This window comes from Desulfosediminicola ganghwensis (assembly GCF_005116675.2).
Taxonomy (GTDB): domain Bacteria; phylum Desulfobacterota; class Desulfobulbia; order Desulfobulbales; family Desulfocapsaceae; genus Desulfopila; species Desulfopila ganghwensis.
The window spans coordinates 3,666,194-3,691,509 of record NZ_CP050699.1 but is presented as its reverse complement, the minus strand read 5'-3'; the positions used below and the strand labels follow the sequence as shown (position 1 = coordinate 3,691,509).

The window sequence follows — 25,316 nt, the reverse complement described above, 5'->3', positions numbered from 1 at the left end:
GAAGATCTCTTATTTCTGAATCATGGTCAAACTGCTTCTCCTTTCTCTTACGTGAGAATGAGTCGACTATTCCTTCCTGGGCTTGTTTTTAGGTAAGCGCCTAATTAAACCCATCTTTTCAAGCCAAGAAATTCATGTTCCAGTATGCCTCACCATAACCAAGGAGGTATGCATCGTGGGCAGAAACATCTCGAAACTTCAACAGAAGCAAGACTACTGGCAAAAACATATCGGTGCCTGGGAAGCAGGTAGCCAAAGCCAGAAAGCCTATTATCAGTCGAACGGAATTGCTCTGGCAACTTTCGGCTACTGGAAACGTAAACTGAATAGAAGGAACGAGAACGAGGCAGCGTTTTATCCTCTTGCAGTCCCAGCATCAATCCCTGATACAAATGTTAAAGCTTCCCTGGCTGTGCATATTGATCGCTTCAATCTTGAGATCCAGGGCGACTTTTGTTCTGAGCAGTTTAAAAAAGTTGTGACAACTCTGGAGCAACTTACATGATTCCCACTCCGGAAAAAGTCCGAGTATACATCGCTCTTGGCGCCACAGATATGCGAAAGTCGATTAACGGTCTGTCTCGAATGGCGCTAGTTTAAGCCTTTTTTTCATATCTGCTCCGATGCTGTATTTCGACCATTTCACTCCTAGGTTTGTTGAGTAACTGATAAGGTTTTGGTCTTCGCTTAAGACACCGCGGATCGCTTCGTCCAGGCCTGTCGAAAACTTTGCAACGAGCCACGACAAAGGATAAATCTGAGAGCATGTTTTGTCTTTCATTTGTGCTCAACCTAGAGGACCCCAACCGTGGTTCCCAACTTCTAATAGCCTGTAGACTTCCTTTGAAACTGATAGACCGGATATCAATGTCTACCAGCTGTGTCGCTTGTAACATTATGCGCCGGATGCAGTTGTACGCTATGAAGTACATTAAAATTTCTTTCTTTATCATTTCAGGCGATTGGCACCGGAGGATATCAAATCCCATCGTTGTCTTGATATCACGAAAGAAAAGTTCGACATCCCAACGCTTAAGGTATAACGCTGCAATTTCGTCTTTCAGGTACTGATCTTGATCGATTAGCGTGGTAACAATATGAAATTCTTTTGTTCTAAACCCTGATTGAGTCACCTTTACTTTGATTTGTCTCATAACGAGTTTGTCGGGAAGGTCCTCCCAGGTTTTCCGCGAATACGACACCATTTCCCTGTATACTGGTTTTTTCCATTCAATCAGTAGATCATCAGGAGCGAATTCTTTAATGCAGTTTTTCCTACCGACTGGTTTTCTACGAGCAAGTGTTATCACACTATCAACACAGCGTTTTTTCAGCTCGGCTAAATCGAAGTAACTACAAAAACCTTTATCACCAAGAAAGATATCACCAGCCTCAAAGGTGGACCACTGCTTACGGAACAATGGAAGTTCGTTACTCTTTTTATTACCGATGGCATAGCTGAGCATTGTTCCGGTTTGCAATGAAAAGTATGCGCATATTCGTGCTGAGGGGAAGCCGCATCCTGGTTTCTGGTTCGATGACTGTGGCCAAAGCTCTTGATTTTCTGCTGTATCCGCCATTGTAACACCTGTCCCATCAACAACAATTACCTGGCGATCATTTAATGAATGAGATGCACGTCGTGCTCCGGACCATTTAGCAGTATGTTGAAACACCTCAACAAGCAGATTTTCATCTAATTTCTTACGTGCACAGCAATATGAAGCGGTAGATGATGATGGAAGCCGAAGGCCGTGGTTAGATGCATATGATTGCAACTTTTTTACAGCTTCTCTACATCCACCGTCTGCATCAAGGACTTGGCCTAAGAAGGACCAAAAAGTGTTTTCCTTGGTAAACAAACGTCGTCTGCTCATCTTTCCCGAAGGATCCTGTTTGAGCAATTTCGTGGGAATGAATTGCCCAAAAATCGCTCCTATCTGTTTAAAAGAGTTCTGTCTGAGGGAAGTGATTTTTCGAGCAAATTTTTGTTGTTGGCTATGAGGTTTTCTACCTCGTTTGGGAAGGTGAAAACCGGGCAACATTGGCATGATTTGGTGTTGGTTTCGCATAGCAAATTATACCAATTTTTGCCAATATATTCAGTTGCTTTTCACCTATAAAACACGCTTAAACTAGCGCCATTCCGGTCTGTCTCTTCTGGTGGAAGATCAGTTCGACCTGGACTTTTTTCAGGGAGATTTTTCGCTTTCTGTAATAGGAAACGGGATATGGTCAAGATTCTGTACTGGTATCAAAGCGGTTTTTGCATCTGGCAGAAAAGGTTGGAGGCAGAGACCTTTCGCTGGCCTGAATCTGAAGAAGAGGTGATCGAGGTTCATGAGACAGCCTTGCAGTGGCTTTTACATGGGCTTGATCTGCAACAGGCACACAGGCAACTTAGCTATAATTCAGTATCATGATTTTATGAGTATTTGATTGAAGTAGCTGTTATAGCAACGGTTCTATGGTATGTTGCGAGCATGAAATTCGAAACCGCAAGCCTTCCGAATGATCCTGTAAAACTTAAACGATTGCTCGTAGCAACCCAACGTCGTTATGAGCGGGAAACTGCGCTGTTACGAGAACAGGTTCGCCTACTTTATGCCAAACTGTTTGGCATAAAAAGTGAAAAAGGTGCGGCCGAATCAGGCGTAATGCAATTGCCACTGTTCGACATGCCCGAACTTGAGGTAGAGTCTGTCGAAGAGGTTGTAGCAGTTCCTGAGCATACTCGATCAAAACGCGGTCGCAAGCCATTATCTGCCTACCTGCCACGAGTCGAAATCGTACATGATATTCCCGAAAATGAAAAAGTCTGTGGCTGCGGAGTGGAACTGGATCGCATTGGAGAAGAGGTTTCAGAAAAGCTAGATATTATTCCGGCAGTTATCCAGGTTGTACGTCACATTCGTCCCAAATATGCCTGCAAATCCTGTGAAGGGCTGGAGACTGAAGGGGCGGTAGTGAAAATCGCCTCACCACCAAAGCGGATTATCAACAAGGGAATCGCCACTGCAGGCTTACTCGCCCATATAGTTACTGCGAAATTCTGCGATGCGCTGCCTTTCTACCGGCAGGAGCGACAATTTGCCCGATTAGGGGCAGAACTACCCAGGGCTACCATGGCCAACTGGGCTATGAAAGCAGCAAATGCCTGCATACCGCTTCTTGAACTGCTGTGACAGAAGATTCATTCGGGTTCGTTGATCAATATCGACGAAACTTCGGTCCAGGTTCTGGCTGAACCTGGGCGGTCGCCAACAAGTAAGTCATATATGTGGATATGTCGCGGTGGTGATCCACACCATCCCGGATTGTTCTATCATTATGCCCCAAGTCGCTCGGCCAGGACCGCTAAAGAGTTGCTGGACGGCTATCAGGGAGCTGTGCAATCAGATGGTTACGCTGCATATGATTTTCTCAATGCACAGCCTGGCATTGCCCATGCCGGTTGCTGGGCACATGTTCGCCGCAAATTTGTCGATGCGCAAAAAGGTCGTGGCAAAACTAAAAAGACCGGCAACACGGATGTGGCGTTGAACTATATTCGTAAGCTTTATGCCGTGGAAAAAGAAGGGGCAAGGAATAAGCTAGCTGGTGAAGAGTTGTTGGCCTTTCGTCGGAAAAAGGCCAAAGTTGTTCTGGACGATTTCTTTCTTTGGCTAAACAAAAAAACGGGCCAGGTGACACCCAAAAGTCTGCTTGGAACTGCGATAAATTACACCCTTAATCAATGGGCGCATCTACTGGTCTATCTCTATTTTCCAGATATGACGCTAGACAATAACGCGGCTGAAAACGCAATACGTCCATTTGTTGTCGGCAGAAAAAACTGGCTGTTTGCCGGCACACAGGAAGGTGCGAAAGCCAGTGCCGCACTCTATAGCCTGGTTGAAACTGCAAAAGCCAATAATCTGGAACCGTATAATTATCTGAGATACCTGTTTGAGAAATTGCCGTTTGCAGAATCTCGTTCAGAGCTATTGAAGCTGTTGCCGATGAACCTGCGGCTGATGATCTGAGAATAGACGATACTATGAGTAGGGTTTAATTACCGCTTACAAAAAAAGATCTTGGGGAGATTTGACTGGAGTTTGGGTTCCACACGATACTCGGGACAAAATAGTGGATTTCGTGAGTTATTGGTCTGATACCGCAAATCTCCCCGCCGAAAAAATAATCGGTTGGTTGCACATCCAATCGAGCAAGTATTACAACTGGAAGAAACGTTACGGTAAAGCCAATGAACACAACGGTCTTGTCCCACGTGATTTCTGGCTTGAATCTTGGGAAAAGCAGGCAATCATAAATTATCATCACCAGTACCCCAATGAAGGTGCTCGACGACTTACCTTCATTATGCTCGACAATGATATAGTCGCCGTCCAAGCCCAATTTCCTCCGCCGGGCATTCAGTTGGGGCCCTTTGTAAGAATCGGGCATTGACGGGGCTGACGTTAACGATAAAGGGTAGTTAAAGATCGTTGAAAGGAGAAACTCGATCCACTTACTCAGCTGACGGATTTCTCCAATTCAAAGAGAAGCAATATACTACTATCAACTGTTTATCTTTTATTTCAAAAGTAAAGATTCATTTTTAGTTCCAGCGAGTATACCAAGAAAAATCCAGAAAATGTAGGCAACCATAACAACACTGATATTGAAGAAAGCCTGGATGAGATATCCTATGATGGAGGCCATTATCGGCACCAGAATAACTTTATTGGGCCCGGTGTTGAGGCGTTTGAACCCTGTGCGTATTACACTATAAATAAACAAAATATATACAATCAAAGAAGGAATACCAGAGCAAACAGCAATATGCAGATATTCGTTGTGGGCTTTGTCAAACCAAATTTTTCTGCCAAATTTAGCTATTATATCTTGATCATAATGGTGGGCAAAGATTAGATGTAGGTTTTCAATACCATGTCCAAACCAAGGTTTCATGGAGATGAGAGCGATAACACGTTTCCATATAAAAATTCGAGATGATCCTGCGCTTTCCGCATCAAATCCGTGAGCGGCTGTTGCCACGGCATCAGTGAATAAAGATAAAAACTCTTTTGTTAGTAGACCATCAGTTTGAATATTGAAGCTGGTAGCTAAGAGAAAAGTAAGCACAGCAAGAAAGATTCCTCTGTTTCTATGCTTAGAACTATATTCAAGGTATTTATGTAAAAGGAAAGGGTATGAAATGATGGCGGCAATAGCCCCTAGCCATGCACCTCTGGTTCTTGTGCACAACAGACAGTAGAAAAGAATGGAATAGCAGATAGCAGGGAAAAAGTGTTTTGTAAGCCCTCTCTTTTCAGTGACAAAAAGGTGAATACACAACGGCAGCAGTAAGACCAGGTAACTGCTAAGGAAATTAGGATTCCCCATAGTCGAATAAGCTTTCTGCCAATTCCTGCTATTAAGAAAGTAGAGACACTGGTCTAGTCCGAAAAATTGTAAAATGGCATGTATAGAAATTATAAGCGCACTGATAAGCATAAGTCGAAAAATGACATCAGCTTTGATCGTACATGATCGACCAGCAAGAAAAAGCAGCATATAGAGCATTATGGTTGTTAATCCTTCCTCCCTTCCTGGCCGGCCGTACATGGCATGCCCAATATGGCCTGCAAATTGGACTGATATTAGTAGTAGGATGAAATAGAAAAGTAACAGGAAGTTAACGCGATCGGTTGCCAGAATGCTGGTTACTTCTTTACGATGAGCTAGAATGATGAGTAAAAAGCATATAACGAAAACTACCATTGCGTAAACTTTTGGCAGGCTCGTGTAAACTCTACCGATTGCATTTGGCCAAATTAGCAAAGGAGTAATTGTAACAGTGGCGATGAGTAAGGCACGAATTTTGAAGTCCAGCGACCAATACATTTGCAATATTACTCCCGAGTAACCGTGAATTTATATGGCTTGTAGCAATAAAAAAGTTGGATCCATGTTGTCAGTCAGCGTTGTATACACGCCAAGGTATATTCAAAAAACATATGAAAACATAATGAAAACAATTTGTTAAGGTGTCTTTTCGGCTTGTGCCAATTTATCTTGTATGGGCGTAAGTAAAACGTCAATTTTACCCTGTGTTAGCAGTTTGTTGAGTGAATGTTCGTCCTTCAGCGTAACAAGAAAAAAATTACAGATAAAAGAAAGGGAGAAGCTAATTGTTGTTAGAGGCGATAGGCACCAGCTTGGAAGTTGTATAAATAGTCCCCTGCGGAGTTATGTAAAAAACACCACCGTAAGGGTCGGGCGGAATGGATTTAAGAAATCCCTGTGAGATCAAATCATTTAAGTGATTAGGCGATTGACCGTAGGTAGAAACATATTCGTGAAGTGTTTTTTCTAAAAATTGGATAGTCATCAGAGCCTTAAGTCGGGTTTTGATCGAGTATTGGCGTGCTGGATCTGATGTTTCTTTGAGGACTTGTGATAAAAATAGAATTCCCTGTTCAATCTTACCCGCTTCCATATTGTTACGGGCAGCAAGGGTAGTGAGGTAGGGGGGCGCATTGGGTTTCAAGGACGCCATCTCAAGATATTTTGCCGCATTACCGATATCATTTAAAAAATAAAAATAGTTGAACCATACGAAAAAATAAGGCCTGTAGTCTTCTTGCCTGTGTTGTGCTGCCTTTAGCAGTAACTCATTGGTTTCGGATATCATTCCGGCATCCCACGGGAACGATGTGGCAGCGAATACATATGGATCTAAAAACTTTGGATCAAGGTTGGTAACTTGATTGATGGCAATGTAGGTGGTTTGCCATTCATCTGGGGATAAAGCTTGCTTTTTAGACAGTCGCTCGCCATGAAATACCATTGTTTTGAGCATAAGGTAGTCAGCGACAATACCTGAGAATTCCAGCACAGAAGTTTTTATAAATGCTTCAGGGAGAAAAATAAGGGGGCTGATGATCTGAGTCGACCCTGTTTGTCGTAATGTGTATAGCTTACTAGTGGAAAAGAAGCTGATGAAGCATGAAATAAACAGAACGAGTATGAATAATGGGCCTTTCATGCAAGTTCCTTTTTTGAGAAAATTGCAACGGAGAAAAGCAGTATCACAAAGGTATAGGAGACTGCGTACATAATTGAAAAGGTTGCCTGGGTGGGAGGGATGCTCATTCCGTATGCTGCGTAATATTTATAGTCAAGGGATGAAAGGTTAGGGAAAAGATACAGGGCGGCTTTTACTGTGACTTCGGTGGCTGGGGAGATAACTCCATCTGCAAGTTCAAGTGAGATGAAACGTACGAGATCTTCGGTTGATTGACCGATAATATATGTAGCAATTGATAGAAGTGTCGCAAGAAAAGAACTTGTCGTTAGGCAACACCAGAGAATTGTACAGCTTATTAAAGTCATAGTGGAAAGAAATGATAGACCGCATGCAACTGCTATGGAAGGTATATTCAGATTTTCAAAGAATGATAGAGGATAAATGAGTTGGGCAATCCCAATTGTGGTGAAAGAAAATATCGTTAATATTAAGTAAATACAGGCTGTTATCATTAAGATGCCACTGAATTTCCCTATGATATATTGCGAACGAGATATTGAGCGTGACAGAAAAATTGATATGGTTTTGTTCTCAATATCTTTGGAAAAAATAGTAATTGTAATAAAAAAAGGAACTACCAGTGCTGTGAGGGAAATAGTCGAAAGACTCAGATCTAGCAGTATTTTTTGGATGTCTCGCATGAAAAATCCACTGACAAGAAGTGTGAAAATCATAGACACGAGCGAGAAAAGAAATATTCCGTAGAGTATGCGCTGGCGAATGCCCTCTTTAAAGGTAAGGACAGCAATGGGAAAAATGTTGTGTGTCATTGAATAAAATGTTCAGCAATTAAATTTTTTTATGTATGGGTCAATCGCTCTTGGCATATATCCTCGAATATCCGGTTAATTGGGGCTTACAGCAGTCAGGAAGCACGCCTCTAGTGGCGTTAAATGAGGAGGCCTGTCGCAATGTTGAGTCTCAAGTTCTATTGGTGAAGTTTGGTGAACAATCCGTCCTTGGTCCATAATGCCTATCCGGTCACAAATTCGTTCCACGTCATTGAGAACATGTGAACAAAAGAGGATGGTAGTTCCCATGTCTTTAAATTTTCGGACGATGTCTATGACAATTTGTCTTCCTAGAGGGTCAAGGCCAGACATTGGTTCATCGAGTATGAGGATTTTGGGATCTGTAAGGAGTGCGAGCGCTAAAGCAGCTCGTTGCTTCATCCCTTTAGAGAATTTTCTAATCGGCTGGCTGGCTACGTGCTCGAGTTTGACGAGATGGAGAACCTCTTGGGTTTTCAAATGGGTTGTCGTAGTTGGTATGCCGGAAACCTGGGATGCAAATTTGAAATGTTCCGTGATTGATAAATTTTCATACAAGCAGCAAATCTCCGGAAGATAACCAATATTAATTCTACTGGACGGGTCTGCCGGGGTACGATCATTGATTTTGATGCTACCTGAATCAACAGAGACAAAACCCATTATCGATTTAATGAGTGTCGATTTTCCAGCACCATTAGGACCTATGATACCGACTGTCTCGCCAGAATCTATAGAAAGGTCAAGCCCATGAAGAGCTGGAGGAGATGCTTTAGAAAACAGTTTTTTCCGATACGTTTTGTATAGCGATGAGCAGGTAAGTATTTTCATATAAATAAATATTCAAAACCCCTCCAGAAAATATAGAGGGGTTTTGATAACGTCAAATGGAAAAACTGCTTAAATGCAATTGGCGTGATGTGGCTTAATGATCAGTTTGTGGCACTGGGGGTGGAAGTATCACCCGCTACATCGCTGCCGGTAGGTGTAACCCAACCTGTTCCAAAAGCTGCGGAATCTGTTCCAGTACCTAAGCTTGGCGCAGTTGCGGTAGAAGCGGAGATGTCCTGGGTATAAGTCCCAGACACGTCAGAAGCCATCCCGTATGCTTCACCACCATCAGCCTTGAGTGTACTGGCATTGTAAGCGGCGATAACAAAGTTTGCTGCATCAGAATCTCCTAAAGTAAGGACGTTAGGTGATGGCTGGAAAGTAAAAGGATTAGTGGTGAGTGTTGTAGGTGTAAAAGAAATAGCTGTACCTGCTGTACCATTATCATATACACCGGCGGAAGCGAGAACAGGAACCGAAACCAGTAATATTGCACCAGCTAAAGCTACTAATTGTCTTTTCATGATATAGTCCTAAATAATGTTTAAAAGTTGGTAGAAAATTAATTAGTTTGGAAATTGCTGAGTATCGGCTGCATAAGCATGTAACTCGGTAGCGAGGTTACGAGTATCAGCGAGTGCGGCTTTATTCATTGCTCTAACGCGATATTTGGTGAACTGAGGAATAGCAATTGCTGCAAGGATACCAATAATAGCAACAACGATCATGAGCTCGATAAGGGTAAAACCTTTCTCGCCTTTTGCTCTCTTGAGCTGTTTTCCGATAAGTCTCATCATAACGTTTACCTCTCTCCTTGTTTTGGGGTTGTTATGTGATTGGGGTTTGCGTATATAACGCGCTTCAATTAACTCTCACATGAATGCAGGTTGTATGCCTGTGAAGTAAGAAATATTTAATATGTCTATAAATACCCTGTTTATCGTGTATCTACCTCATAAATAAAAGCATTTCAAGTGAGAATAATGGATTGGAGTGACAAAAAATGTCATAAATTTTGCCCAAATACCTTAAATTGTCAAGGAGGGGGTTGTTAGTGTGTTAGGTTTATTTGTTAGTATACGTAGTGAAAAAATCGCTTATTTTAGACTGCCTTCCTATGCAGAAGTTATAAGTAATTTAGCTTAGCATTTATTATAAATAGACGGGAGGCTATTAAAATATTCAGTTTGCTGAACATCAATAAAACTTGCATTGAAGGTGCATTTTATGAAAGTTCCATTAAGAGAGTCATGCTGGCGCCTGACGCAAAGAAGGTGTATGCTGTTGGTGCGGTATTGTTATTGGCCAGCCCCTTAGCTTTTGTACCAGTTGATATGTTAGACTTTCGATCAAATCAACTGGAGGAAGCAGATGAAGAGAAAAAGATTTTCCGAAGAACAGATTATTCGGATACTCAAAGAGGGAGACGCAGTTGGAAATATTCGGGAGGTATGCAGACTGCACAATATCACCGAGCAGACATATTACCGCTCGCGCAAGAAATTTGGCGGAATGGAGGTGTCCGATGCCAAAAGACTCAAAGGCCTTGAAAAAGAGAACTCAGAGCTAAAAAGCTGGTGGCTGAACTAACGCTCGACAATCGAATGCTGAAGGATGTCGTATCAAAAAAGTGGTAAGCCTTGCCAGTAAACGGAATGTATCAGATTACCTTCAAGAAACACATAGAATCAGCGAAAGAAGGGCATGCCGAGTTCTTGGCTTGAATAGAAGCAGCAAAAGATTTACGCCAAATAAGAATCGTGAGCGGGACCTGAGAGCAGAGATCCACAAGCTCTCCACTAAATACCCTCGTTTCGGTTATCGCAAAATATACGACATTCTCAAGGACAACGGCTGGCAGGTGGGCCGAGAGAAAGTTCGTTTGATTCGCAAACAGGAAGGCCTACAGGTAATCATAAAGAAGAAGAAAAAGCGTTTACTTGGTAAAAGCACGACTCAGCTGAGCAAGGCAGAATATCCAAATCATGTTTGGAGTTATGACCTGGTGTCTGATCAGACGGCCTGTGGAAGGCATTTCAAATGCCTCACTGTAATAGATGAATACACAAGGTATGGCCTGGCATTTCATGTAGGCCGATCAATCACATCCAGGCAAGTGAAAAGGGTGTTGCAAGCGCTCTTTGCGCAGTGGGGTATCCCGACCTGTGTGAAAAGCGACAATGGTCCAGAATTCATCGCTAAAGAAATCCAGCAATGGCTGAAAGAGACAGGAGTCAGGACTAAGTACATCGACCCAGGATGTCCTTGGCAAAATAGACACAATGAAAGCTTTAATGGTGTCTTTCGAGATGGTTGTCTGGACAGATGGTATTTTTATTCAGTGCAGGAGGCTACACGCGTTATTAAAGCCTGGTTTAACGAGTACAATACAGAACGGCCCCATGGGGCCCTCGCTGGTGTGCCACCAGCGAGATATATAGAGGTAAGCGACCAATAAACCCCATCTTTTCAGTCCTATAAATTCATGTTCCAGTATGCCTCACCATAACCAAGGAGGTATACATCGTGAACGGCACAATCTCGAAACTACAGCAGAAGCAGGAATACTGGCAAAAACATATCACTGCTTGGCAATCAAGTAATCTGAGTCAGAAAACCTATTGTCAATCGCACGGCATTGCTCTGGCGACATTTGGCTACTGGAAGCGCAAACTAAAAAACCTGAATGATAGGCAGGTTGCGTTTTACCCACTTACTGTACCAGCAACACTTCCAGATAATCCTGTTACGGCTTCTCCTGCTAGCATCGCAGTACATGTCAATCGATTTAAGCTCGAAATTCAGAGTGACTTCTGCGCCGAACAATTGAAAAAAGCTGTGAAGACCCTGGAGCAGCTAACATGATTCCCACTCCAGCAAATGTCCGAGTCTACATTGCTCTCGGGGTTACCGATATGCGCAAGTCAATAAACGGTTTGTCTCTTCTTGTTGAAGATCAGTTTGACCTCGATCTTTTCTCGGGCAGTCTGTTCGCTTTCTGTAATAGGAAAAGGGATATGGTCAAGATCCTTTACTGGTATCAAAATGGTTTTTGCATCTGGCAAAAACGACTTGAGGCAGATGTCTTTCGTTGGCCGGAATCAGAAGAAGAGGTAATTGAAGTCCATGAAACTGCTTTGCAGTGGCTTTTACATGGGCTTGATGTGCAACAGGCTCACATGCAACTTAGCTACAATTCAGTATCATAATATTTATGGAAATATTGCTTGAACTAGCTGTTATGGCAATGTTTATGTGGTATATTGCACACATGAATTTCGATACAGCAAACCTTCCTGATGACCCGGCAGAACTCAAACGACTTCTCGTTGAAACCCAACGTCGTTACGAGCGGGAAACCGAGCTTTTACGAGAGCAGGTTCGTCTACTCTATGCCAAACTGTTTGGCAAAAAAAGTGAAAAAGGAGGAGCCGAAGCAGGCGTGATGCAACTGCCTCTCTTTGACATGCCTGAACCTGAGGTTGAGCCAGTTGCCGAGGTTGTTGAAGTCCCTGAACATACTCGAGCGAAACGAGGCCGCAAGCCGTTACCGGCTAACCTGCCCAGGGTCGAAATCGTACATGACATTCCCGAAGATGATAAAGTCTGCAATTGTGGGGCGGAGCTGGATCGTATAGGTGAGGATATTTCCGAAAAGTTGGATATCGTCCCAGCTATTATACGGGTTGTGCGTCATATTCGCCCTAAATATGCTTGTAAAGCCTGTGAAGGATTGGAGTCTGAAGGGCCAGTGGTGAAAATTGCACCACCGCCAAAGCAGATTATCAGCAAGGGAATTGCTACCGCGGGCTTACTCGCCCATATACTTACTGCAAAATTCTGTGATGCACTGCCATTTTACCGGCAGGAAAGACAATTTTCCCGGCTGGGAGCTGAAATACCCAGGGCAACCATGGCTAATTGGGCAATGAAAGCTGCCGGTGCCTGCACACCACTTCTTGAACTGCTGTGGCGAGAGATTCATTCCGGTCCGTTAATCAATATCGATGAAACCTCGGTTCAGGTTCTGGCTGAACCGGGGCGGTCACCAACAACTAAATCGTATATGTGGATATGTCGCGGTGGTGATCCACATCATCCCGGCCTGATCTATCATTATGCTCCAAGTCGTTCAGCCAAAATTGCAAGGGAGCTGCTTGCGGGATATCGTGGAGCCGTGCAATCAGATGGTTACGCTGGGTACGACTTTCTTGATACGCAACCGAATATTGCCCACGCTGGCTGTTGGGCTCATGTTCGCCGTAAATTTGTTGATGCACAAAAAGGTCGTGGCAAAACCAAAAAGGCGGGCAGCACCGATGTAGCGCTGAACTATATTCGACAAATTTATGCAATTGAAAAAGAGGCAGCTAAACAAGGTCTTGCAGATGAAGACCTGCTTGCCTTGCGTCGAAAAAAGGCTCGGCCGATTCTGGAAGATTTCTTCCTTTGGCTGAGCAAAAAGTCTAGCCAAGTGACACCGAAGAGTTTGCTTGGATCTGCGGTGAATTATACCCTCAACCAGTGGAAACGCTTATTGGTCTACCTCGATATTCCTGAAATGACGCCGGACAATAATGCCGCTGAGAACGCAATACGCCCATTTGTCGTTGGCAGAAAAAACTGGCTGTTTGCAGGAACACAGGAAGGTGCTAAGGCGAGCGCCGTGATCTATAGCCTGGTTGAAACAGCCAAGGCCAATAATTTGGAACCGTATAACTACCTTCGATATCTATTTGAAAAATTACCGTTTGCAGAATCTCGTTCAGAGCTGTTGAAACTTTTGCCGATGAATTTAAAAGCTGACGATCTATGAATAGCTGGAAATGTGAGTGGGGTTTAATTACCGCTTACATATAGAGCAATGCAGAGAAAAAGAGAGAATGGCCGCATAGAATTGAGCAATTCACTAACTTTCAAGCTGGTATAAAAACTGTGGTCTGGTCATTATAAATGCAATGAATCCAATACCAGCGTTTAATATTCTCAGCACAATAGTACTCCCCATATGTTTCGGATTAGGAGAGAGGGGAACTTTTTCTTCTCACGGGTTGCGTCATTTGTAACCATAGAATCGTTGTAGGGAAGGCGTAGTCTGTGTTGATGAGAATTCCCGGTTACAGCTGTTACAGCATTTGCCATGTCGGAAAAGAGATATATGCTATAAGCTTAAAGGTTTCGAAAGGATGCGTAGAAGTGTAAGGGCAGATGTCTTGGGATTGAGCTGGTGGGTATAAAAAGTGCTGTGACAAAATATATCATAGACGAGGTCATTTACGATCTAATACGTTCGTTAACTAGAGAAGAACAGTGGAATGGCTTGGGTGGGACGAAAGCGCGCTACGATTGGTAATCCAAACCGCCTACCAGACACGATAGATAAATTCCACTTCCGCCTTTTCCGGGTTGGGGGCTGAGGTCGAGGTAACCCTTGCAGAATATACAAATTCCAGATCCGCGTTTGGGTCTTCACGGAACTCAGTGCGGGAGAGAAGGGTAGCGGTTATGCCGTCACAATTTTGCTTTGCCAAGGCAGTACAGACGTTATTATCGATATCGATTTGATTATTACCAGAGCTGCAATCGGAGTTGTTGCAGGTGAGGTTATCGTTTCTCATTTCGGCCATGATATAATGACTGGCGCCTTTTGCGACCTCCAGCTCTGCCAGGTAACGTTTGTCTTTGCCGGACATTTTAGTATGACCAACTAAAGTGTAGAACAGTGTTGAAATAAGCACCATGGAGATAAATCCGATCAGTAATATTGAGATCAGCGCAAATCCGCGATCATCTTTTATACAATGCATAGTGTCTCCTACCAGTTCATTGGTTTGCCGCTGATACGGATAAGCTTCCATCTATACTGCTCGTAATCTGTAATGCTTCCGGCCGAAAGGGTTACCAGCCCGTCGGAATAATCATTTTGGGAATGGAGGTTTTTATCTTTTTTACCGATCTGGGCCAGCATGTATACATGGATATTTTTCACACGATCGAGAATATCCGATGTGCTGGTCGGAGCAGTATCCGTGAAAGCCTGATCAATCTGGCCATTACCGTTAGTATCCAGATCGAATCGTACAGTGAAATCGGCCACACAGTTTAAGAGCGGGTCGCCGCTGCCGCTGTTGACTGCACGAAGCATGCTGCTGGTGTGATTTGCGCAATAGTCTGGTGTTGAAGAAGTACTCATTTTATAACTGATAGCAGTAGACCTGAGAGAACTGCATGTTAAATCGGTACTGTTTTTGACCTGCATTCCCATGTATATCCCCTTCCCCGGGCAACATCCGGGATCACCTGCTCCGGAACAGGATGCTGACAGCCGGGTCAGTTTTTCATATTTTCTCTCATCGTCAAGAATCATCATGCAGGTGTTGGAACTTGAGCGCTGATCTTCGACAACCACACTGCTCAGTTGAGTCGTGTTTGCATCGCAATCGAAAATAAGCCAGCCTAGAGTCTCGGAGTTTGAATTGTTCAGGGTTGAATGAATGGTGAGTACTTTATTGGTATTGTCCCAGATAAGGGGAGTATTGGTTTCATTTGTGCCTATCCCGAAAAAGGCGTGTTCAAGGTCGAGTCGCATCAACTCCAGCGAGGTAATTTTGTCCATATGGCTTTCGGCCGTGGAAGCTTCGACTTTCGTTGACGTAAGCAGTTTGATAAAGGGTGGATAGGTGATTGCCATCACTAAGCTCATAACCAGCATGGAAATGAGCAGCTCGACAATGGTGAAAGCCCTGTGGTTGATTTTCATATATCGCCTATAATGGTAGTTGCGCTATGACTGTACTGTGTGCCTTTATGGGTCCAGGTGGCTTTTACTGTCAAGGAGCTTGCGGTACCATTGACAATGGTCTGGTATACTTCCTTCACAGCGTAGGCGTGGCTGTAGTTACGTATTTGCCTGTTGACGGTTACTTCTGTTTCCTGCAGCGCAGTATTGCTGAATGGGATGTTACGGGCATCGGCCAATCGCTCGTTGACGATCCGAACCGCTTCGTCCCGCAGTTGGTTTCTGCTCGAAACGGAATATGCGGTGATCATGCATTGCATGGTCCAGAGCATCATTATGGTAAGTAAAAATAAGGCTATTACGGATTCAAGTAAGGTGAAGCCGTTTTCAGAGCGGGTTGCAGATATCATTTCCACCTCCATCTTTTCCGGCCTTGCCGATAACTATGCGGGTATCGTTTATGGCCAGACATGTTTCAAGAGTGATTGTGGTGCTGGTGGCGAGATAAATATTTTCGGCATCGTAAACCAGCCCTCTGGTATTTATTTTGTACACTTCGTTGGCTGGTCGGATCGGGTTGCCGAGGAATAGTTTTCCATCCAGGGCTGTGACATTTCCGGCTGAGTCAATGAGCTCTGATTTCAGTTCATCACCGGCGCTGTTGATACTGATCTGTAGTTCAGTCTTTTCGGTAAAAGCTTTTAACCGTTTTTCCTTGAAATAGACTGAGATTTTATGCATATCCTCAGAGATTGAGGCGGCTTCGGATATACGGTTGAACTTGTGTATGGCGATGGCGGCAATTATGCCGATCATAGCAATGACGGTCAGTAATTCGATCAGGGTGAAACCCTTATTGCCACGTATCGCTACCTTTTTTTTTAACGTTCTATCCATAGCAATAGTTCTCCTTTATACCCGGAATCCTTGTTTGTTTCGGTAGCATCTTCCGGAGGTGTTCCTTCGTGGGTGTCTGTTCTAACCTTGAGGGTATCCGGGTCATCGTCACCATCGATGAAATTTTCTTCAGTGAGTTCAATATTTATAATGTTGCCGCCACTTGGCTGCAGCAGGGCTGATGCAGCTGGCGGGCTCACTGGTGTGGAGGTGCAATCGTGCCACATGTCGTGCCCCGTTTCACAGTTGAAGCCATAAAGGCGTGTGACACCGCCGAAATAGCAGGAGTTGGCGTAGGGTTTCATTGTGGTGAATATGACGAAATCATCAATAATAGTAGGGTCGGTAATGGTACGCTCCCTGTTGTAGATGCCATCTGCAGTATCAAGTTCATTGTAATTCCAGGTCAGCGCACCGGAGAGTCTATCACCGCAGACATCTGAGCCGCTTTGGGTGCTATGTGAATTGTTGAATGAGCAGTTGGGATTATTGACACCGTCTATATAATCCTGCAGGCAGTTGTCGATCTGTACACCCAGAAGGCTGTTGGTATCGTTTTGACCACCAGCCATGTCGTCCCTGTAGAACCAGCGGCCGGTTCCGAAGTATATATAGTTTTTCTTGTTACAGTAGCCGTAGCCGATGGCGGCGGTAATGGGGGCGATTGCCTGGTTGAGTACCTGCTGGATATCCCACTGGGAGGGGTCGCCATCATCAGGTGCGACCAGGAAGACGTTTCCTTTCCAATCTCCGGACGTGATCCAGTTTACACCGAAAAAGACCGCGTCGGTATTGTCGTCACCGTTATAATCCACTCCGTTAGTGAACAGGCGTCCGCCGAAAGCTTTGTTCAGGTGTTGAAAGTTTGGGTTATCCGTAGCGGTTATGGTATGGAGTTGATCAAAGCTGAAGTCATCTTTTAATTGAAGAATAAAAACAGAAAGTTCCTGACCGTCAGTGGCGCGGCCATTGGAATTGAGGGGACCGGAGAGAAAAAGTACGTAGTGTTTGGAACCTCTTTTTATATACGCTGGGCCTGAGTAGCTGTATCCAAGTTTCGGGTCTGTGAACTCCCAGAGGAACTTCGGATCATTGGCATCCGTGATATCGATGGCGAAATATGAAGAAAGGCCAAGATTGCCAGGTAAAGCAGGAGAATAGATATTTGTCCCGCCAGCTGGAACTGTGATGAACTGACCATTAGGATCCTGCATTTCAATTATGGTAGCTTCGGGCGGAATAGCCTGATACGGATTACTATCGTTGTCGTTACCTATGGTACCGGTGGTGTCTCCGCACCAGCCTGTGCCATCAGTGCAGCCGACAGCACCGCCGAATCGCATCCCGCCGATGAGTATTTTCTTATCGGCAGTGGTGATCACATATGGAGATTGATCAACGGTATAAATATGTTCGTAATCAGGATCTGCAAGAAACTGAAGATAGGGCATGACATTCTGGGGAATGAAGCTCCATAATTCTTCACCAATTTCGTCATTCAGACATCCGAAGCCATCATCGTTGTTATTACAGAGGGCAATGGCCTGATTAGCCTGGACCATATCTTTACGCAGTTTTCCAATTTTAAAGGCATGGAGCATGCCATCATTGGCACCTGTGTAGAGCACCGAGTAATCCGGGTAATCGACGATTCTCGGAGTGGAATTAATGATGTCCCCGAGCTTCCATATTTCGTCACTGGTTGCCGTAAGTGATGAGTCACCTCGAAAACGTCTGGAACGGCATTGCGTGGCAGCACCATTTACGGTGAAATTGTCACTGGCACCTCGTATGTATGATATAAGGTTGTCAACTGTCTCAGGTGCTAACGGATCGCCAAGGCATGACGGGGTGCTTTCAGTACCGAGTTTGAACATTTCCGCAAAGTCAGCTCTGTTGCTCTGAAGAAATTCGGTCTGTGTACCATTTCGGTCAACACCGAATATCAGTCGTCCTCCACCCAGAATATCGCTCAAGTCAGGTTCGATGGTTTCAAGGCTGAGGATTTCACCGGTGTCGAAAATGCGTTGAACCTGATCTACCGCAGTAAGCACATCGTATGGACCCGGGGTGTTGCCGGGAGCTGAGTTCGGGTCTTTGTCTCCATAGTCGTTGCCCATGGTGGAAATTGGGTTGTAACGCTCTATTACAAGTGTTCCGTCATTAGAAAGAACGAACTCGATTGCCATGTCATCGATGATATCCAGCGCGAAATACGTGTCATTGGTTATGGGGTCGAGATGAATAGTATCAGTTGTATTTTCACGTATGCTGGAAACACTATCAGAACGGTAATGCCAGTAGCCGCTAAGATTACTGAGCCATTGGACATTGTGCAGACTGGAGTTGTCTGCAAACTGTTTTTCCGGAAAGAATAGCGCCTGTGATATCAAAGCCCCGGATGCGGCACGCTCGCTCAGCACCGAGACTGCGGTACCGGCTGAAGTGCGTGCCAGGATATCGCTGACGGCTTTGGTCAGAACATTGGCGAGCTCATCGCCGCTACTTGCGGAGTATGACTGGCCGCCGCCGTTAGCGGCAGCGTCCTGCAGAATCTGGGGAGGCGTGTTGCTGCCGAAAGTTACAGAATACGTGGTGATATACTGATCTCCATCAAGGTCGGCATCAAACCGTAGGTCGCGGTTTTCCTTCTGGCCTGAGGAATCGTCCCAGCGCAGAAAATAGGCGATATCGTCAAGGTTATCCTGGTAAATGTTGGATTCATCAGCTGCATCGCTGCCGTCTCCAATGTTATTGTCCCCGTCGCTGTCTATTATGGGCTGAGTATTGCCGAAAGAGTCTAGGAACATTGGTGGGATATAGTCATCTTTTGAGGGATGGCCGTCGGTGAGTATTATTACGTAGGATTTTGCGCATCGGACTATATTGTAGCTACCGTCACCCTGTTCATAGGCGTATGGGTCCCAACTATCAATTGCCTCGTAGATGATGTCATTGGCAATGGCGGGTTTATCAATGTAGTAGGGACTCTGCTCTTGCGCAAAGTACTGCCCCAAGGAAAAGAGGTTTTCTGCAAGAGGAGTTGTGCCCCATACCAGCGGATAATGCTCGATGGCATCGACAAGATCCTCAGCCGGTGCAGTTACAGGGGTGTTGATGTATCTGAAACCGCCCGTGTCATTGGTGTGTTTAACAAAAGGATTTTTAGGGATTGCCAGATTCAGTGTGCCGCCGTGTGCCCATTCCCCTTCATAAATGTTTTCGTCTTTGTGGTAGCGAAAGAAGCTCAATCCTGCCCTGATTTTAGCTTCATCACTACTGTTGTCGGCGAGTTTCTGGATTACCCCCTGAGGCTCTTCGTCAACGATGACTGCAATATTATACTCCTGATGTGCTTGATCGATTGCGATAAATCCTGAAGTTTCAGAACTATGAGTGATTGAGCCGTCTGCATTCTCGACGTGTAGATCGATTGAATCGTCAGGATTTAGCTGATAGCGCAGGCTTGCGGTGGTGTTGTCGTTGGACGTCTGCATATCCGCGATAAACAGCTCCGGGCTCTGGCTGCCGAGCCAGAGATTTTGATTTGTTCCACTTATATTGCCAATAGAGCTGATCATGAATGTGGAATCACCTGCGTGGAAGGTGCCATCCTCAATAGCAAGAAAATGAACAATCTCAGCCTGGTTGTGCTTCTGGTTGAGTGCATTGGTTTGAAGGAGCGTTTCGAATCCTTCGGGCAAAACGTTCTGTACCCGTGTGGTAACAGGATTGCTTGTTTCTGCCGTGACTATGGAGGTGAACACAACAGGTTGGTTGGTGAAGCCGCTTGTCTCGATCTTCTGCCAGCTGTCAATGTGGTTGATCTGTTGAGAACCGGCTACGAGTCGGAGGGGGCCATTGTCTCCTAACAGAAGATGTGTTCCCTTACGTATTGCAAGGTAGGCTACTTTCTCCCCGATGATATGTTGCCCTTGCCCCCATTCCTGGATACGTATCTTAAAGGATGAGGTGTTCTCGCTGGAATCAGGCTGGGCGGGATTGTTAAGGATAACTTGCACGATTGATGGATCGCTGCCGTTGTCGCTTGGGGTTTTGGCTATAATGACTGGCGGGCTTGGGTAATTGGTCTGGAAATTGACGGTGACAGGCACGTCATGGAGATCCTCGATGAGCCCATATTCACCGATTACCTCCCCGGCGGAGTTGAGGATCAGCCTGCTGCCAGCAACGAGTTTGGCATAGGGGTCGTAGCTTGCTTTCAGCTCACCGGCATGTGCCGGACTCATGGTTTGAAAAATGGTGGAGTTCGGGTAAGGGGAGTAATTCTCAGAGCTGGCTGAATATTTGAAAATACTATGGTCGGACGGTTCATTGTGTCCGACGATTTTGAAGGTGGTACTGTCGAACGAGGAGGGAATGGTTCCCATATAATCAAAACCTGCCCTGTTTTCAACTTTGCCACCAGTCAGGACTTTACGTGCGACGTCAATTTTTCTTGTGGTCAACCAGTTTAGGAAGTTGCCGGACCAGCATTCAACACCCTGTGTGATGGCGCAGTTTTCTTGATAAAAGGCACCTGTGCTCGAGGTATCGACAATGACATCGTAGTTGGCTGTAGCCCCGGTAAGTTCAGTCGTGTCTACGGGTATTGTTGAATCGTAGCTGTAAGTTTGGTCATTTCTGAAAAGGCCGAAGTATTCTTTAGCAGGGTCAAAGTCGTCGCCAATGCAATTGCCTGTGCAGTCTTTGCTATAGCCACCAGGATATTGGGGTTCTTTCATGCTGCCAGAACTATCCAACATGAATACGACATTGGGCTTGACTGAAGAGATAAGAAAAGGAGGAATTGCGAAGTAATCACTGCATTGGGCAGCGTAAACATTGACAGGGAGAAGCAGGGTTAGCAGGACGAATTTATGCAGTTTTTTGGTGATTGTCAGGGTAGAGATAATAGTGATCATATCGCACTTTGGTCTTCGTTAATAATATAACTGCTGCCTCGCGTGATTCTACATGTCTGAAAATATAATATGATAATCTTACAATATTACAGAACATGTTGAATACACAAGGAATGTACTCCAATTGTGTGTGATGGTAAAGAAAAAACAACATAATATCAATGGGCTGTGACGTTGTCAGCAGTGCTGGCGTGAGGGTGCTGAAATGATAGGGTATGTCCTGGTGTACTGTTTATTCTTAAATAGCCTCTGGGCTATTATTTAAGGAGGAAGAGGGCCGTGCATGGTAATGACATTTTTTATTTAGACTGGCTATCACTAAAGCTCAGCTTCAAGGAGAGAGGCGTAAGGAGAAAGGTGATAAGGGGTAAGAACTCAAAGCTAAAAAAGCACTTCTCTAAAAGCTGATCGCGGAATTAATGCGGGGATTGGTCACGTGTCAATCGTTCACGTCTAACACTTCACGCCTGTCGCCTCACCTTTTCAAGCCGGAGATTAGGGGGAATAAGAAATTTAATGTCTAAAAATGGCGGGGGGAATAACGGGAGAATGATGAAGGTGATCAAGGGGGGCGTGGTGTATATTGCCAAAATGATCCGGCTCCCACATATTACAGGCACTACTCTGTCCAGCTTCATATTGAGGGCTGTTGAGAGAGAAAATTTTAGAGAGCTCAGGTAAAACTTTGGTGAGGTTATCGGCCTGTATGTTGCTTTATGGTACGGTCAGGGTATGGTAGGCCGAAATGAATAATAAAAAAGTGATTCTTTTCGAATTTGCAGGACAAGACTTCATAAGCCTTTAAAAGTGTAAAATACAACCATGTATCCCAGAAATCTTAAAAGCCATATTGCGGTATCAGTCTTCACTGCGCTTCTGATTGCCATGCTCCTGACAAATATCGTTGTCTCAGCATTGTGGTATAAAAGTCAGGTTCAGCAGAAAATAGAGACAACCGTCAAAATTCTAGAACAGGCATCTAGGCTCGAAGTACATGCCGGGAATGTTCTGCCGAACGATTACGATATTAAGCTGAGTAGAGTAGTTAGGAATTTTTTGGATGTATCGGTAAAGCAGATTGTCGTTGAGGTGCTTAGGGAGGAAATGTCACAAACGGGCAATTTACAGTCTACTATGTACGATGAGTCGTTGCAGTCAGCAGTTCAGTTGGCTGTGAAGAATGAAAAAACAGTAGTAGAAAGAATTGAGAAAACGAGTTCGGTATTTGTGATTCAGCCGATGTTTATCGCTGTAGCGGTGCCATTTCAGAGCCAGGATAGAGTACAAGGGGGTATCGGCATATTACTCAGTACTAGGTCGATAGTAGACGCCATGATATCAAAGCAGGCGATGATCTGTGTCTACATATTGCTCAATGCGATAATTCTAGCGACTTTGGTGTTTTTCCGCATGAGAAAGGTACTTCTCGACCCCGTGGATAAGCTCATGCTGCAGGCAGACAACTATCACCTGTCGGAGGGGATTGGTTTATTTTCGGAGTACTCTCCGAATGAGTTTGGTCAGTTGTCCAGAGCAATGCAGAATATGGTGAGGAAAATCGAAAAAGACCGTGATCAGTTGCGTGAGTCAGTTGGGTCTCTCAAAGAAGCAAATGCCAGGCTCAGGGACGCCCGGGACGAAATTGTTCATGCTGAAAAACTTGCTTCACTGGGGCGACTGTCTGCCGGTCTCGCCCACGAGATTGGCAACCCCGTGGCAATTGTTCAGGGGTATCTTGAACTGATTGAAAGAGATGATGTGAGCGATGGTGAAAGAAGGCAATTCATAAAGAGAGGGCTTGATGAGCTGCTCCGCATTGATACTCTTTTAAAGCAGTTACTGGAGATGGCACGTAGTAGTGCCAGTAATCAGGAGCCTGTCGATTTAGCTGAGTCCATAAAGAAATCTCTAGATCTGCTCCAACTTCCTATCACCAGGAACTGCATTTCAGTAAAAACAGAATTTCCAGGAGAAAAATGCACCATATGGGCAGACAGGGATAAAATCCAGCAGCTGTTGTTGAACTTTCTCCTCAACAGTATTGATGCGATTGCGGAGAAAAATGAAGAGCATAGAATAATTGAAGTGACAATTCACCCGGTTTTTAGGGAGAAAGATACCCGGAAAGATATACTTCTTACCATCAGGGATAGTGGCATCGGTATCGATGAAGAAAACCTTGAACTAATATTCGAACCGTTCTTTACCACGAAAGAGCCTGGCCAGGGAACCGGACTGGGGATGGCGGTTGCAAACAGAATAATCCGTTCATTTGGCGGAACTATAAGGGTTGCCAGTCAAAAAGGAGCTGGTGCAGAATTTGTGATAACCTTTCCTGCATATGAGCCGGCATATGTTCCTGAAGATGATATTACAATGGTAACACGGGATGTCTAATACGAACGGGAGCGGCATGGGATATAAACTTTTGATAATTGATGATGAAGAGAACATGCGGCATATGCTGCAGTCCCTGCTCTCGAGAAGTGGCTACCAGATCTTTCAGGCTCAGGATGGACGAGAAGCACTGGAAAAAGTTCAGCAGGAGCATTTTGACTTTGCCCTTTGTGATATTCGTATGCCGGTGCTGTCGGGTATGGAATTTTTACAGCAAGGTCGCAAATTCCTGAAAGACACAACCGTGATCATGATGTCGGCCTACGGTACGGTAGAACTCGCTCTTGAAGCTATGAAAAAGGGTGCCTACGATTACATCTCCAAGCCTTTCAAGGTTGATGAAGTTTTGCTAACGCTCAAAAAAGCGGAAGAGCGGGAGCAGCTTAAAAGGGAAAATCTGCAACTGCGGGAGGAGTTGACATCGATAAGGGCTGAGGATGGGTTTTTCGGTATGGTTGGGGATTCAGAGGTTATGCGAGAGCTATTCAATCTGGCAAAGAAAGTTGCTGGGCATGATGCTACCGTTCTTATTACGGGAGAATCAGGCACAGGTAAGGAATTGCTCGCCAGGGGGATTCATAAGTATTCAAATCGCAGCCGTAATGAATTTTTTGCCATTAACTGCGGAAGCATTCCTGAGAATCTTCTTGAGGCAGAGTTGTTCGGTTATGAAAAAGGTGCCTTTACCGGTGCAGAGAGCAAGAAGAACGGTCTCATTCTTGAAGCTGACGGCAGTTCTTTATTTCTTGATGAAATTGCAGAACTCCCATACGCAATGCAGGTGAAACTTTTGCGTGTTTTGCAAGAAGGTGAAATCAGACCGATCGGGGCAAATCATCCCTTGTCTGTAGATGTCCGAATCATCGCCGCAACTTCCAGAAATCTTGAAAAGGAGATTGCTGATAACAGGTTTAGAGAAGATCTCTACTATAGGCTGAATGTTATACGACTGGAGCTTCCTCCACTACGGGAGAGGAAGGGCGATATTCATAAGCTCTGCGACCATCTTATCCGCAAGAAGAGTAATTATATCGGTCGCGAAATAGAGGGAGTGTCTGCCGGAGCAGGCTCATTACTCTTACATCATGATTGGCCTGGCAACGTCAGGGAGCTGGAAAATGTGATAGAGCGAGCCGTAATACTTGCAGAAACGAATTCAATTACTGAAGCGGAATTGCCAGATGCTTTACGGCCGGGAAACCAGGAGGTACCAGTGCCAACAGCTCATGGTGAGAGCTTTTCTCTAAAGAGTGCCAAAAAGGAAGTTGAAATGATTTATATTCGAAGGGTACTCGAAAAAACAGGAGGAAATAAGCGAAAGGCCGCAGAGTTGCTGGAAATGAGTTACCCCTCTTTGTTAAGTAAGATCAAGGAGTATGGATTTTAGCCCGAATCTTTCACGATTATCAAGAGGCAAAATTTAAAGAGCAAAACTCGTTACAATAACTAAATACGAACGTAGAAAAGCAGGGGGTCACCAGGTTCAACAGAGTATGCGGAAAATTCAGTTCAGCAACCCGCGCTGATAATGAATAGTGACGGGTTGCTGAAAGTTTAAGAATGATTTAATGCATTTTCCAGTTTGTCCTGCCCCTCTTGAAGTTCTTTAGGGGCAGGTTCATCCTGTCCCACCTTGATAATTGCACCTGTATTTTATCCAGATCAAGCTTATCCCTGCCCCC

Annotated in this window: 21 protein-coding genes and 2 pseudogenes; 11 read left to right on the top strand and 12 right to left on the bottom strand. The window is 44.7% G+C overall.

Annotated features, from left to right (window positions below; genetic code table 11):
- The first annotated feature begins 175 nt into the window (after positions 1–175).
- Complete coding sequence (gene tnpA, locus FCL45_RS15730; RefSeq protein WP_136798246.1) at positions 176–505, top strand: IS66 family insertion sequence element accessory protein TnpA; 330 nt, start codon at positions 176–178, stop codon at positions 503–505.
- 91 nt (positions 506–596) lie between these two features.
- Here tnpA (FCL45_RS15730) and FCL45_RS15725 read toward each other — a convergent pair whose 3' ends face one another.
- Complete coding sequence (locus FCL45_RS15725) at positions 597–2,051, bottom strand: IS4 family transposase (protein ID WP_217907588.1); 1,455 nt, start codon at positions 2,049–2,051, stop codon at positions 597–599.
- A 147-nt stretch (positions 2,052–2,198) separates the two neighbouring features.
- On the opposite strand from FCL45_RS15725, the pseudogene tnpB (FCL45_RS15720) reads away from it, so the two are divergent.
- The 3 genes and pseudogenes from tnpB (FCL45_RS15720) to FCL45_RS15710 all read left to right on the top strand — a co-directional run.
- Positions 2,199–2,423: pseudogene (gene tnpB, locus FCL45_RS15720) on the top strand (IS66 family insertion sequence element accessory protein TnpB); the annotation flags it as partial.
- A 60-nt stretch (positions 2,424–2,483) separates the two neighbouring features.
- Positions 2,484–4,025: pseudogene (gene tnpC, locus FCL45_RS24665) on the top strand (IS66 family transposase).
- A 103-nt stretch (positions 4,026–4,128) separates the two neighbouring features.
- The gene (locus FCL45_RS15710) at positions 4,129–4,449 is read left to right on the top strand and encodes a hypothetical protein (protein WP_136799953.1); all 321 of its coding nucleotides are present in this window, start codon (positions 4,129–4,131) and stop codon (positions 4,447–4,449) included.
- A gap of 126 nt (positions 4,450–4,575) precedes the next feature.
- Here the strand turns inward: FCL45_RS15710 and FCL45_RS15705 are convergent, their stop codons facing one another.
- From FCL45_RS15705 to FCL45_RS25010, 6 genes are all read right to left on the bottom strand, one after another.
- A complete protein-coding gene (locus tag FCL45_RS15705) occupies positions 4,576–5,889 on the bottom strand; it encodes an O-antigen ligase family protein (RefSeq protein WP_136799954.1) in 1,314 nt (437 codons plus the stop codon).
- A 283-nt stretch (positions 5,890–6,172) separates the two neighbouring features.
- On the bottom strand, positions 6,173–7,033 hold the full coding sequence (locus tag FCL45_RS15700; protein WP_136799955.1) for a hypothetical protein: 861 nt from the start codon (positions 7,031–7,033) through the stop codon (positions 6,173–6,175).
- Positions 7,030–7,845 carry an ABC transporter permease subunit gene (locus FCL45_RS15695; RefSeq protein WP_136799956.1) on the bottom strand — a complete coding sequence of 272 codons (816 nt, stop codon included), beginning with the start codon at positions 7,843–7,845 and terminating at the stop codon, positions 7,030–7,032. The genes FCL45_RS15700 and FCL45_RS15695 overlap by 4 nt, the downstream gene beginning before the upstream one ends.
- Before the next feature lie 75 nt (positions 7,846–7,920).
- On the bottom strand, positions 7,921–8,676 hold the full coding sequence (locus tag FCL45_RS15690; RefSeq protein ID WP_136799957.1) for an ABC transporter ATP-binding protein: 756 nt from the start codon (positions 8,674–8,676) through the stop codon (positions 7,921–7,923).
- Between the two features lie 101 nt (positions 8,677–8,777).
- Positions 8,778–9,200, bottom strand: a complete 423-nt coding sequence (locus tag FCL45_RS15685) for a hypothetical protein (protein WP_136799958.1) — start codon at positions 9,198–9,200, stop codon at positions 8,778–8,780.
- 42 nt (positions 9,201–9,242) lie between these two features.
- Positions 9,243–9,473: a type IV pilin protein gene (locus tag FCL45_RS25010; protein WP_275942934.1), complete on the bottom strand. Its 231-nt coding sequence runs from the start codon at positions 9,471–9,473 to the stop codon at positions 9,243–9,245.
- A 574-nt stretch (positions 9,474–10,047) separates the two neighbouring features.
- Between FCL45_RS25010 and FCL45_RS15675 the strand changes: the two genes are divergently transcribed.
- The 5 genes from FCL45_RS15675 to tnpC (FCL45_RS15655) all read left to right on the top strand — a co-directional run bounded on the left by FCL45_RS15675 (position 10,048) and on the right by tnpC (FCL45_RS15655) (position 13,492).
- Positions 10,048–10,266 (top strand): transposase, encoded by a 219-nt coding sequence (locus tag FCL45_RS15675; protein ID WP_136799959.1) that lies wholly within the window; start codon positions 10,048–10,050, stop codon positions 10,264–10,266.
- Positions 10,267–10,306: 40 nt separating this feature from the next.
- Positions 10,307–11,134, top strand: coding sequence for an IS3 family transposase (locus FCL45_RS15670; RefSeq protein ID WP_167495936.1), 828 nt, complete (start codon positions 10,307–10,309; stop codon positions 11,132–11,134).
- A gap of 68 nt (positions 11,135–11,202) precedes the next feature.
- Complete coding sequence (tnpA, locus tag FCL45_RS15665) at positions 11,203–11,541, top strand: IS66 family insertion sequence element accessory protein TnpA (RefSeq protein WP_136800063.1); 339 nt, start codon at positions 11,203–11,205, stop codon at positions 11,539–11,541.
- Complete coding sequence (gene tnpB, locus FCL45_RS15660) at positions 11,538–11,885, top strand: IS66 family insertion sequence element accessory protein TnpB (protein WP_136800062.1); 348 nt, start codon at positions 11,538–11,540, stop codon at positions 11,883–11,885. Before tnpA (FCL45_RS15665) ends, tnpB (FCL45_RS15660) begins: the two co-directional genes overlap by 4 nt.
- Before the next feature lie 62 nt (positions 11,886–11,947).
- Complete coding sequence (tnpC, locus tag FCL45_RS15655) at positions 11,948–13,492, top strand: IS66 family transposase (RefSeq protein ID WP_420811237.1); 1,545 nt, start codon at positions 11,948–11,950, stop codon at positions 13,490–13,492.
- A gap of 547 nt (positions 13,493–14,039) precedes the next feature.
- Here the strand turns inward: tnpC (FCL45_RS15655) and FCL45_RS15650 are convergent.
- The 5 genes from FCL45_RS15650 to FCL45_RS15630 are packed head-to-tail and all read right to left on the bottom strand — an operon-like array spanning position 14,040 to position 21,237.
- Entirely contained in the window at positions 14,040–14,483 is a 444-nt protein-coding gene (locus FCL45_RS15650) for a hypothetical protein (RefSeq protein ID WP_136796599.1), read from the bottom strand.
- A gap of 8 nt (positions 14,484–14,491) precedes the next feature.
- A complete protein-coding gene (locus FCL45_RS15645) occupies positions 14,492–15,436 on the bottom strand; it encodes a prepilin-type N-terminal cleavage/methylation domain-containing protein (protein ID WP_136796600.1) in 945 nt (314 codons plus the stop codon).
- A complete protein-coding gene (locus tag FCL45_RS15640; RefSeq protein WP_167495716.1) occupies positions 15,433–15,825 on the bottom strand; it encodes a type IV pilus modification PilV family protein in 393 nt (130 codons plus the stop codon). Before FCL45_RS15640 ends, FCL45_RS15645 begins: the two co-directional genes overlap by 4 nt.
- A complete protein-coding gene (locus tag FCL45_RS15635) occupies positions 15,803–16,312 on the bottom strand; it encodes a prepilin-type N-terminal cleavage/methylation domain-containing protein (RefSeq protein ID WP_136796602.1) in 510 nt (169 codons plus the stop codon). Before FCL45_RS15635 ends, FCL45_RS15640 begins: the two co-directional genes overlap by 23 nt.
- Entirely contained in the window at positions 16,297–21,237 is a 4,941-nt protein-coding gene (locus FCL45_RS15630) for a pilus assembly protein (RefSeq protein WP_136796603.1), read from the bottom strand. Before FCL45_RS15630 ends, FCL45_RS15635 begins: the two co-directional genes overlap by 16 nt.
- Positions 21,238–22,059: 822 nt before the next feature.
- On the opposite strand from FCL45_RS15630, the gene FCL45_RS15625 reads away from it, so the two are divergent.
- Both FCL45_RS15625 and FCL45_RS15620 read left to right on the top strand, forming a co-directional pair.
- Positions 22,060–23,634, top strand: coding sequence for a sensor histidine kinase (locus FCL45_RS15625; protein ID WP_136796604.1), 1,575 nt, complete (start codon positions 22,060–22,062; stop codon positions 23,632–23,634).
- Positions 23,627–25,021 (top strand): sigma-54-dependent transcriptional regulator, encoded by a 1,395-nt coding sequence (locus FCL45_RS15620; RefSeq protein ID WP_217907585.1) that lies wholly within the window; start codon positions 23,627–23,629, stop codon positions 25,019–25,021. Before FCL45_RS15625 ends, FCL45_RS15620 begins: the two co-directional genes overlap by 8 nt.
- The last annotated feature ends 295 nt before the right edge of the window (positions 25,022–25,316 follow it).

Coding starts and splice junctions, on each gene's coding strand:
- FCL45_RS15725 (WP_217907588.1), bottom strand. CDS start 2,051: ATGCCAATGTTGCCCGGTTTTCACCTTCCCAAACGAGGTAGAAAACCT.
- FCL45_RS15705 (WP_136799954.1), bottom strand. CDS start 5,889: ATGTATTGGTCGCTGGACTTCAAAATTCGTGCCTTACTCATCGCCACT.
- FCL45_RS15700 (WP_136799955.1), bottom strand. CDS start 7,033: ATGAAAGGCCCATTATTCATACTCGTTCTGTTTATTTCATGCTTCATC.
- FCL45_RS15695 (WP_136799956.1), bottom strand. CDS start 7,845: ATGACACACAACATTTTTCCCATTGCTGTCCTTACCTTTAAAGAGGGC.
- FCL45_RS15690 (WP_136799957.1), bottom strand. CDS start 8,676: ATGAAAATACTTACCTGCTCATCGCTATACAAAACGTATCGGAAAAAA.
- FCL45_RS15685 (WP_136799958.1), bottom strand. CDS start 9,200: ATGAAAAGACAATTAGTAGCTTTAGCTGGTGCAATATTACTGGTTTCG.
- FCL45_RS25010 (WP_275942934.1), bottom strand. CDS start 9,473: ATGATGAGACTTATCGGAAAACAGCTCAAGAGAGCAAAAGGCGAGAAA.
- FCL45_RS15675 (WP_136799959.1), top strand. CDS start 10,048: ATGAAGAGAAAAAGATTTTCCGAAGAACAGATTATTCGGATACTCAAA.
- tnpB (WP_136800062.1), top strand. CDS start 11,538: ATGATTCCCACTCCAGCAAATGTCCGAGTCTACATTGCTCTCGGGGTT.
- tnpC (WP_420811237.1), top strand. CDS start 11,948: ATGAATTTCGATACAGCAAACCTTCCTGATGACCCGGCAGAACTCAAA.
- FCL45_RS15650 (WP_136796599.1), bottom strand. CDS start 14,483: ATGCATTGTATAAAAGATGATCGCGGATTTGCGCTGATCTCAATATTA.
- FCL45_RS15645 (WP_136796600.1), bottom strand. CDS start 15,436: ATGAAAATCAACCACAGGGCTTTCACCATTGTCGAGCTGCTCATTTCC.
- FCL45_RS15640 (WP_167495716.1), bottom strand. CDS start 15,825: ATGATATCTGCAACCCGCTCTGAAAACGGCTTCACCTTACTTGAATCC.
- FCL45_RS15635 (WP_136796602.1), bottom strand. CDS start 16,312: ATGGATAGAACGTTAAAAAAAAAGGTAGCGATACGTGGCAATAAGGGT.
- FCL45_RS15630 (WP_136796603.1), bottom strand. CDS start 21,237: ATGATCACTATTATCTCTACCCTGACAATCACCAAAAAACTGCATAAA.
- FCL45_RS15625 (WP_136796604.1), top strand. CDS start 22,060: ATGTATCCCAGAAATCTTAAAAGCCATATTGCGGTATCAGTCTTCACT.
- FCL45_RS15620 (WP_217907585.1), top strand. CDS start 23,627: ATGTCTAATACGAACGGGAGCGGCATGGGATATAAACTTTTGATAATT.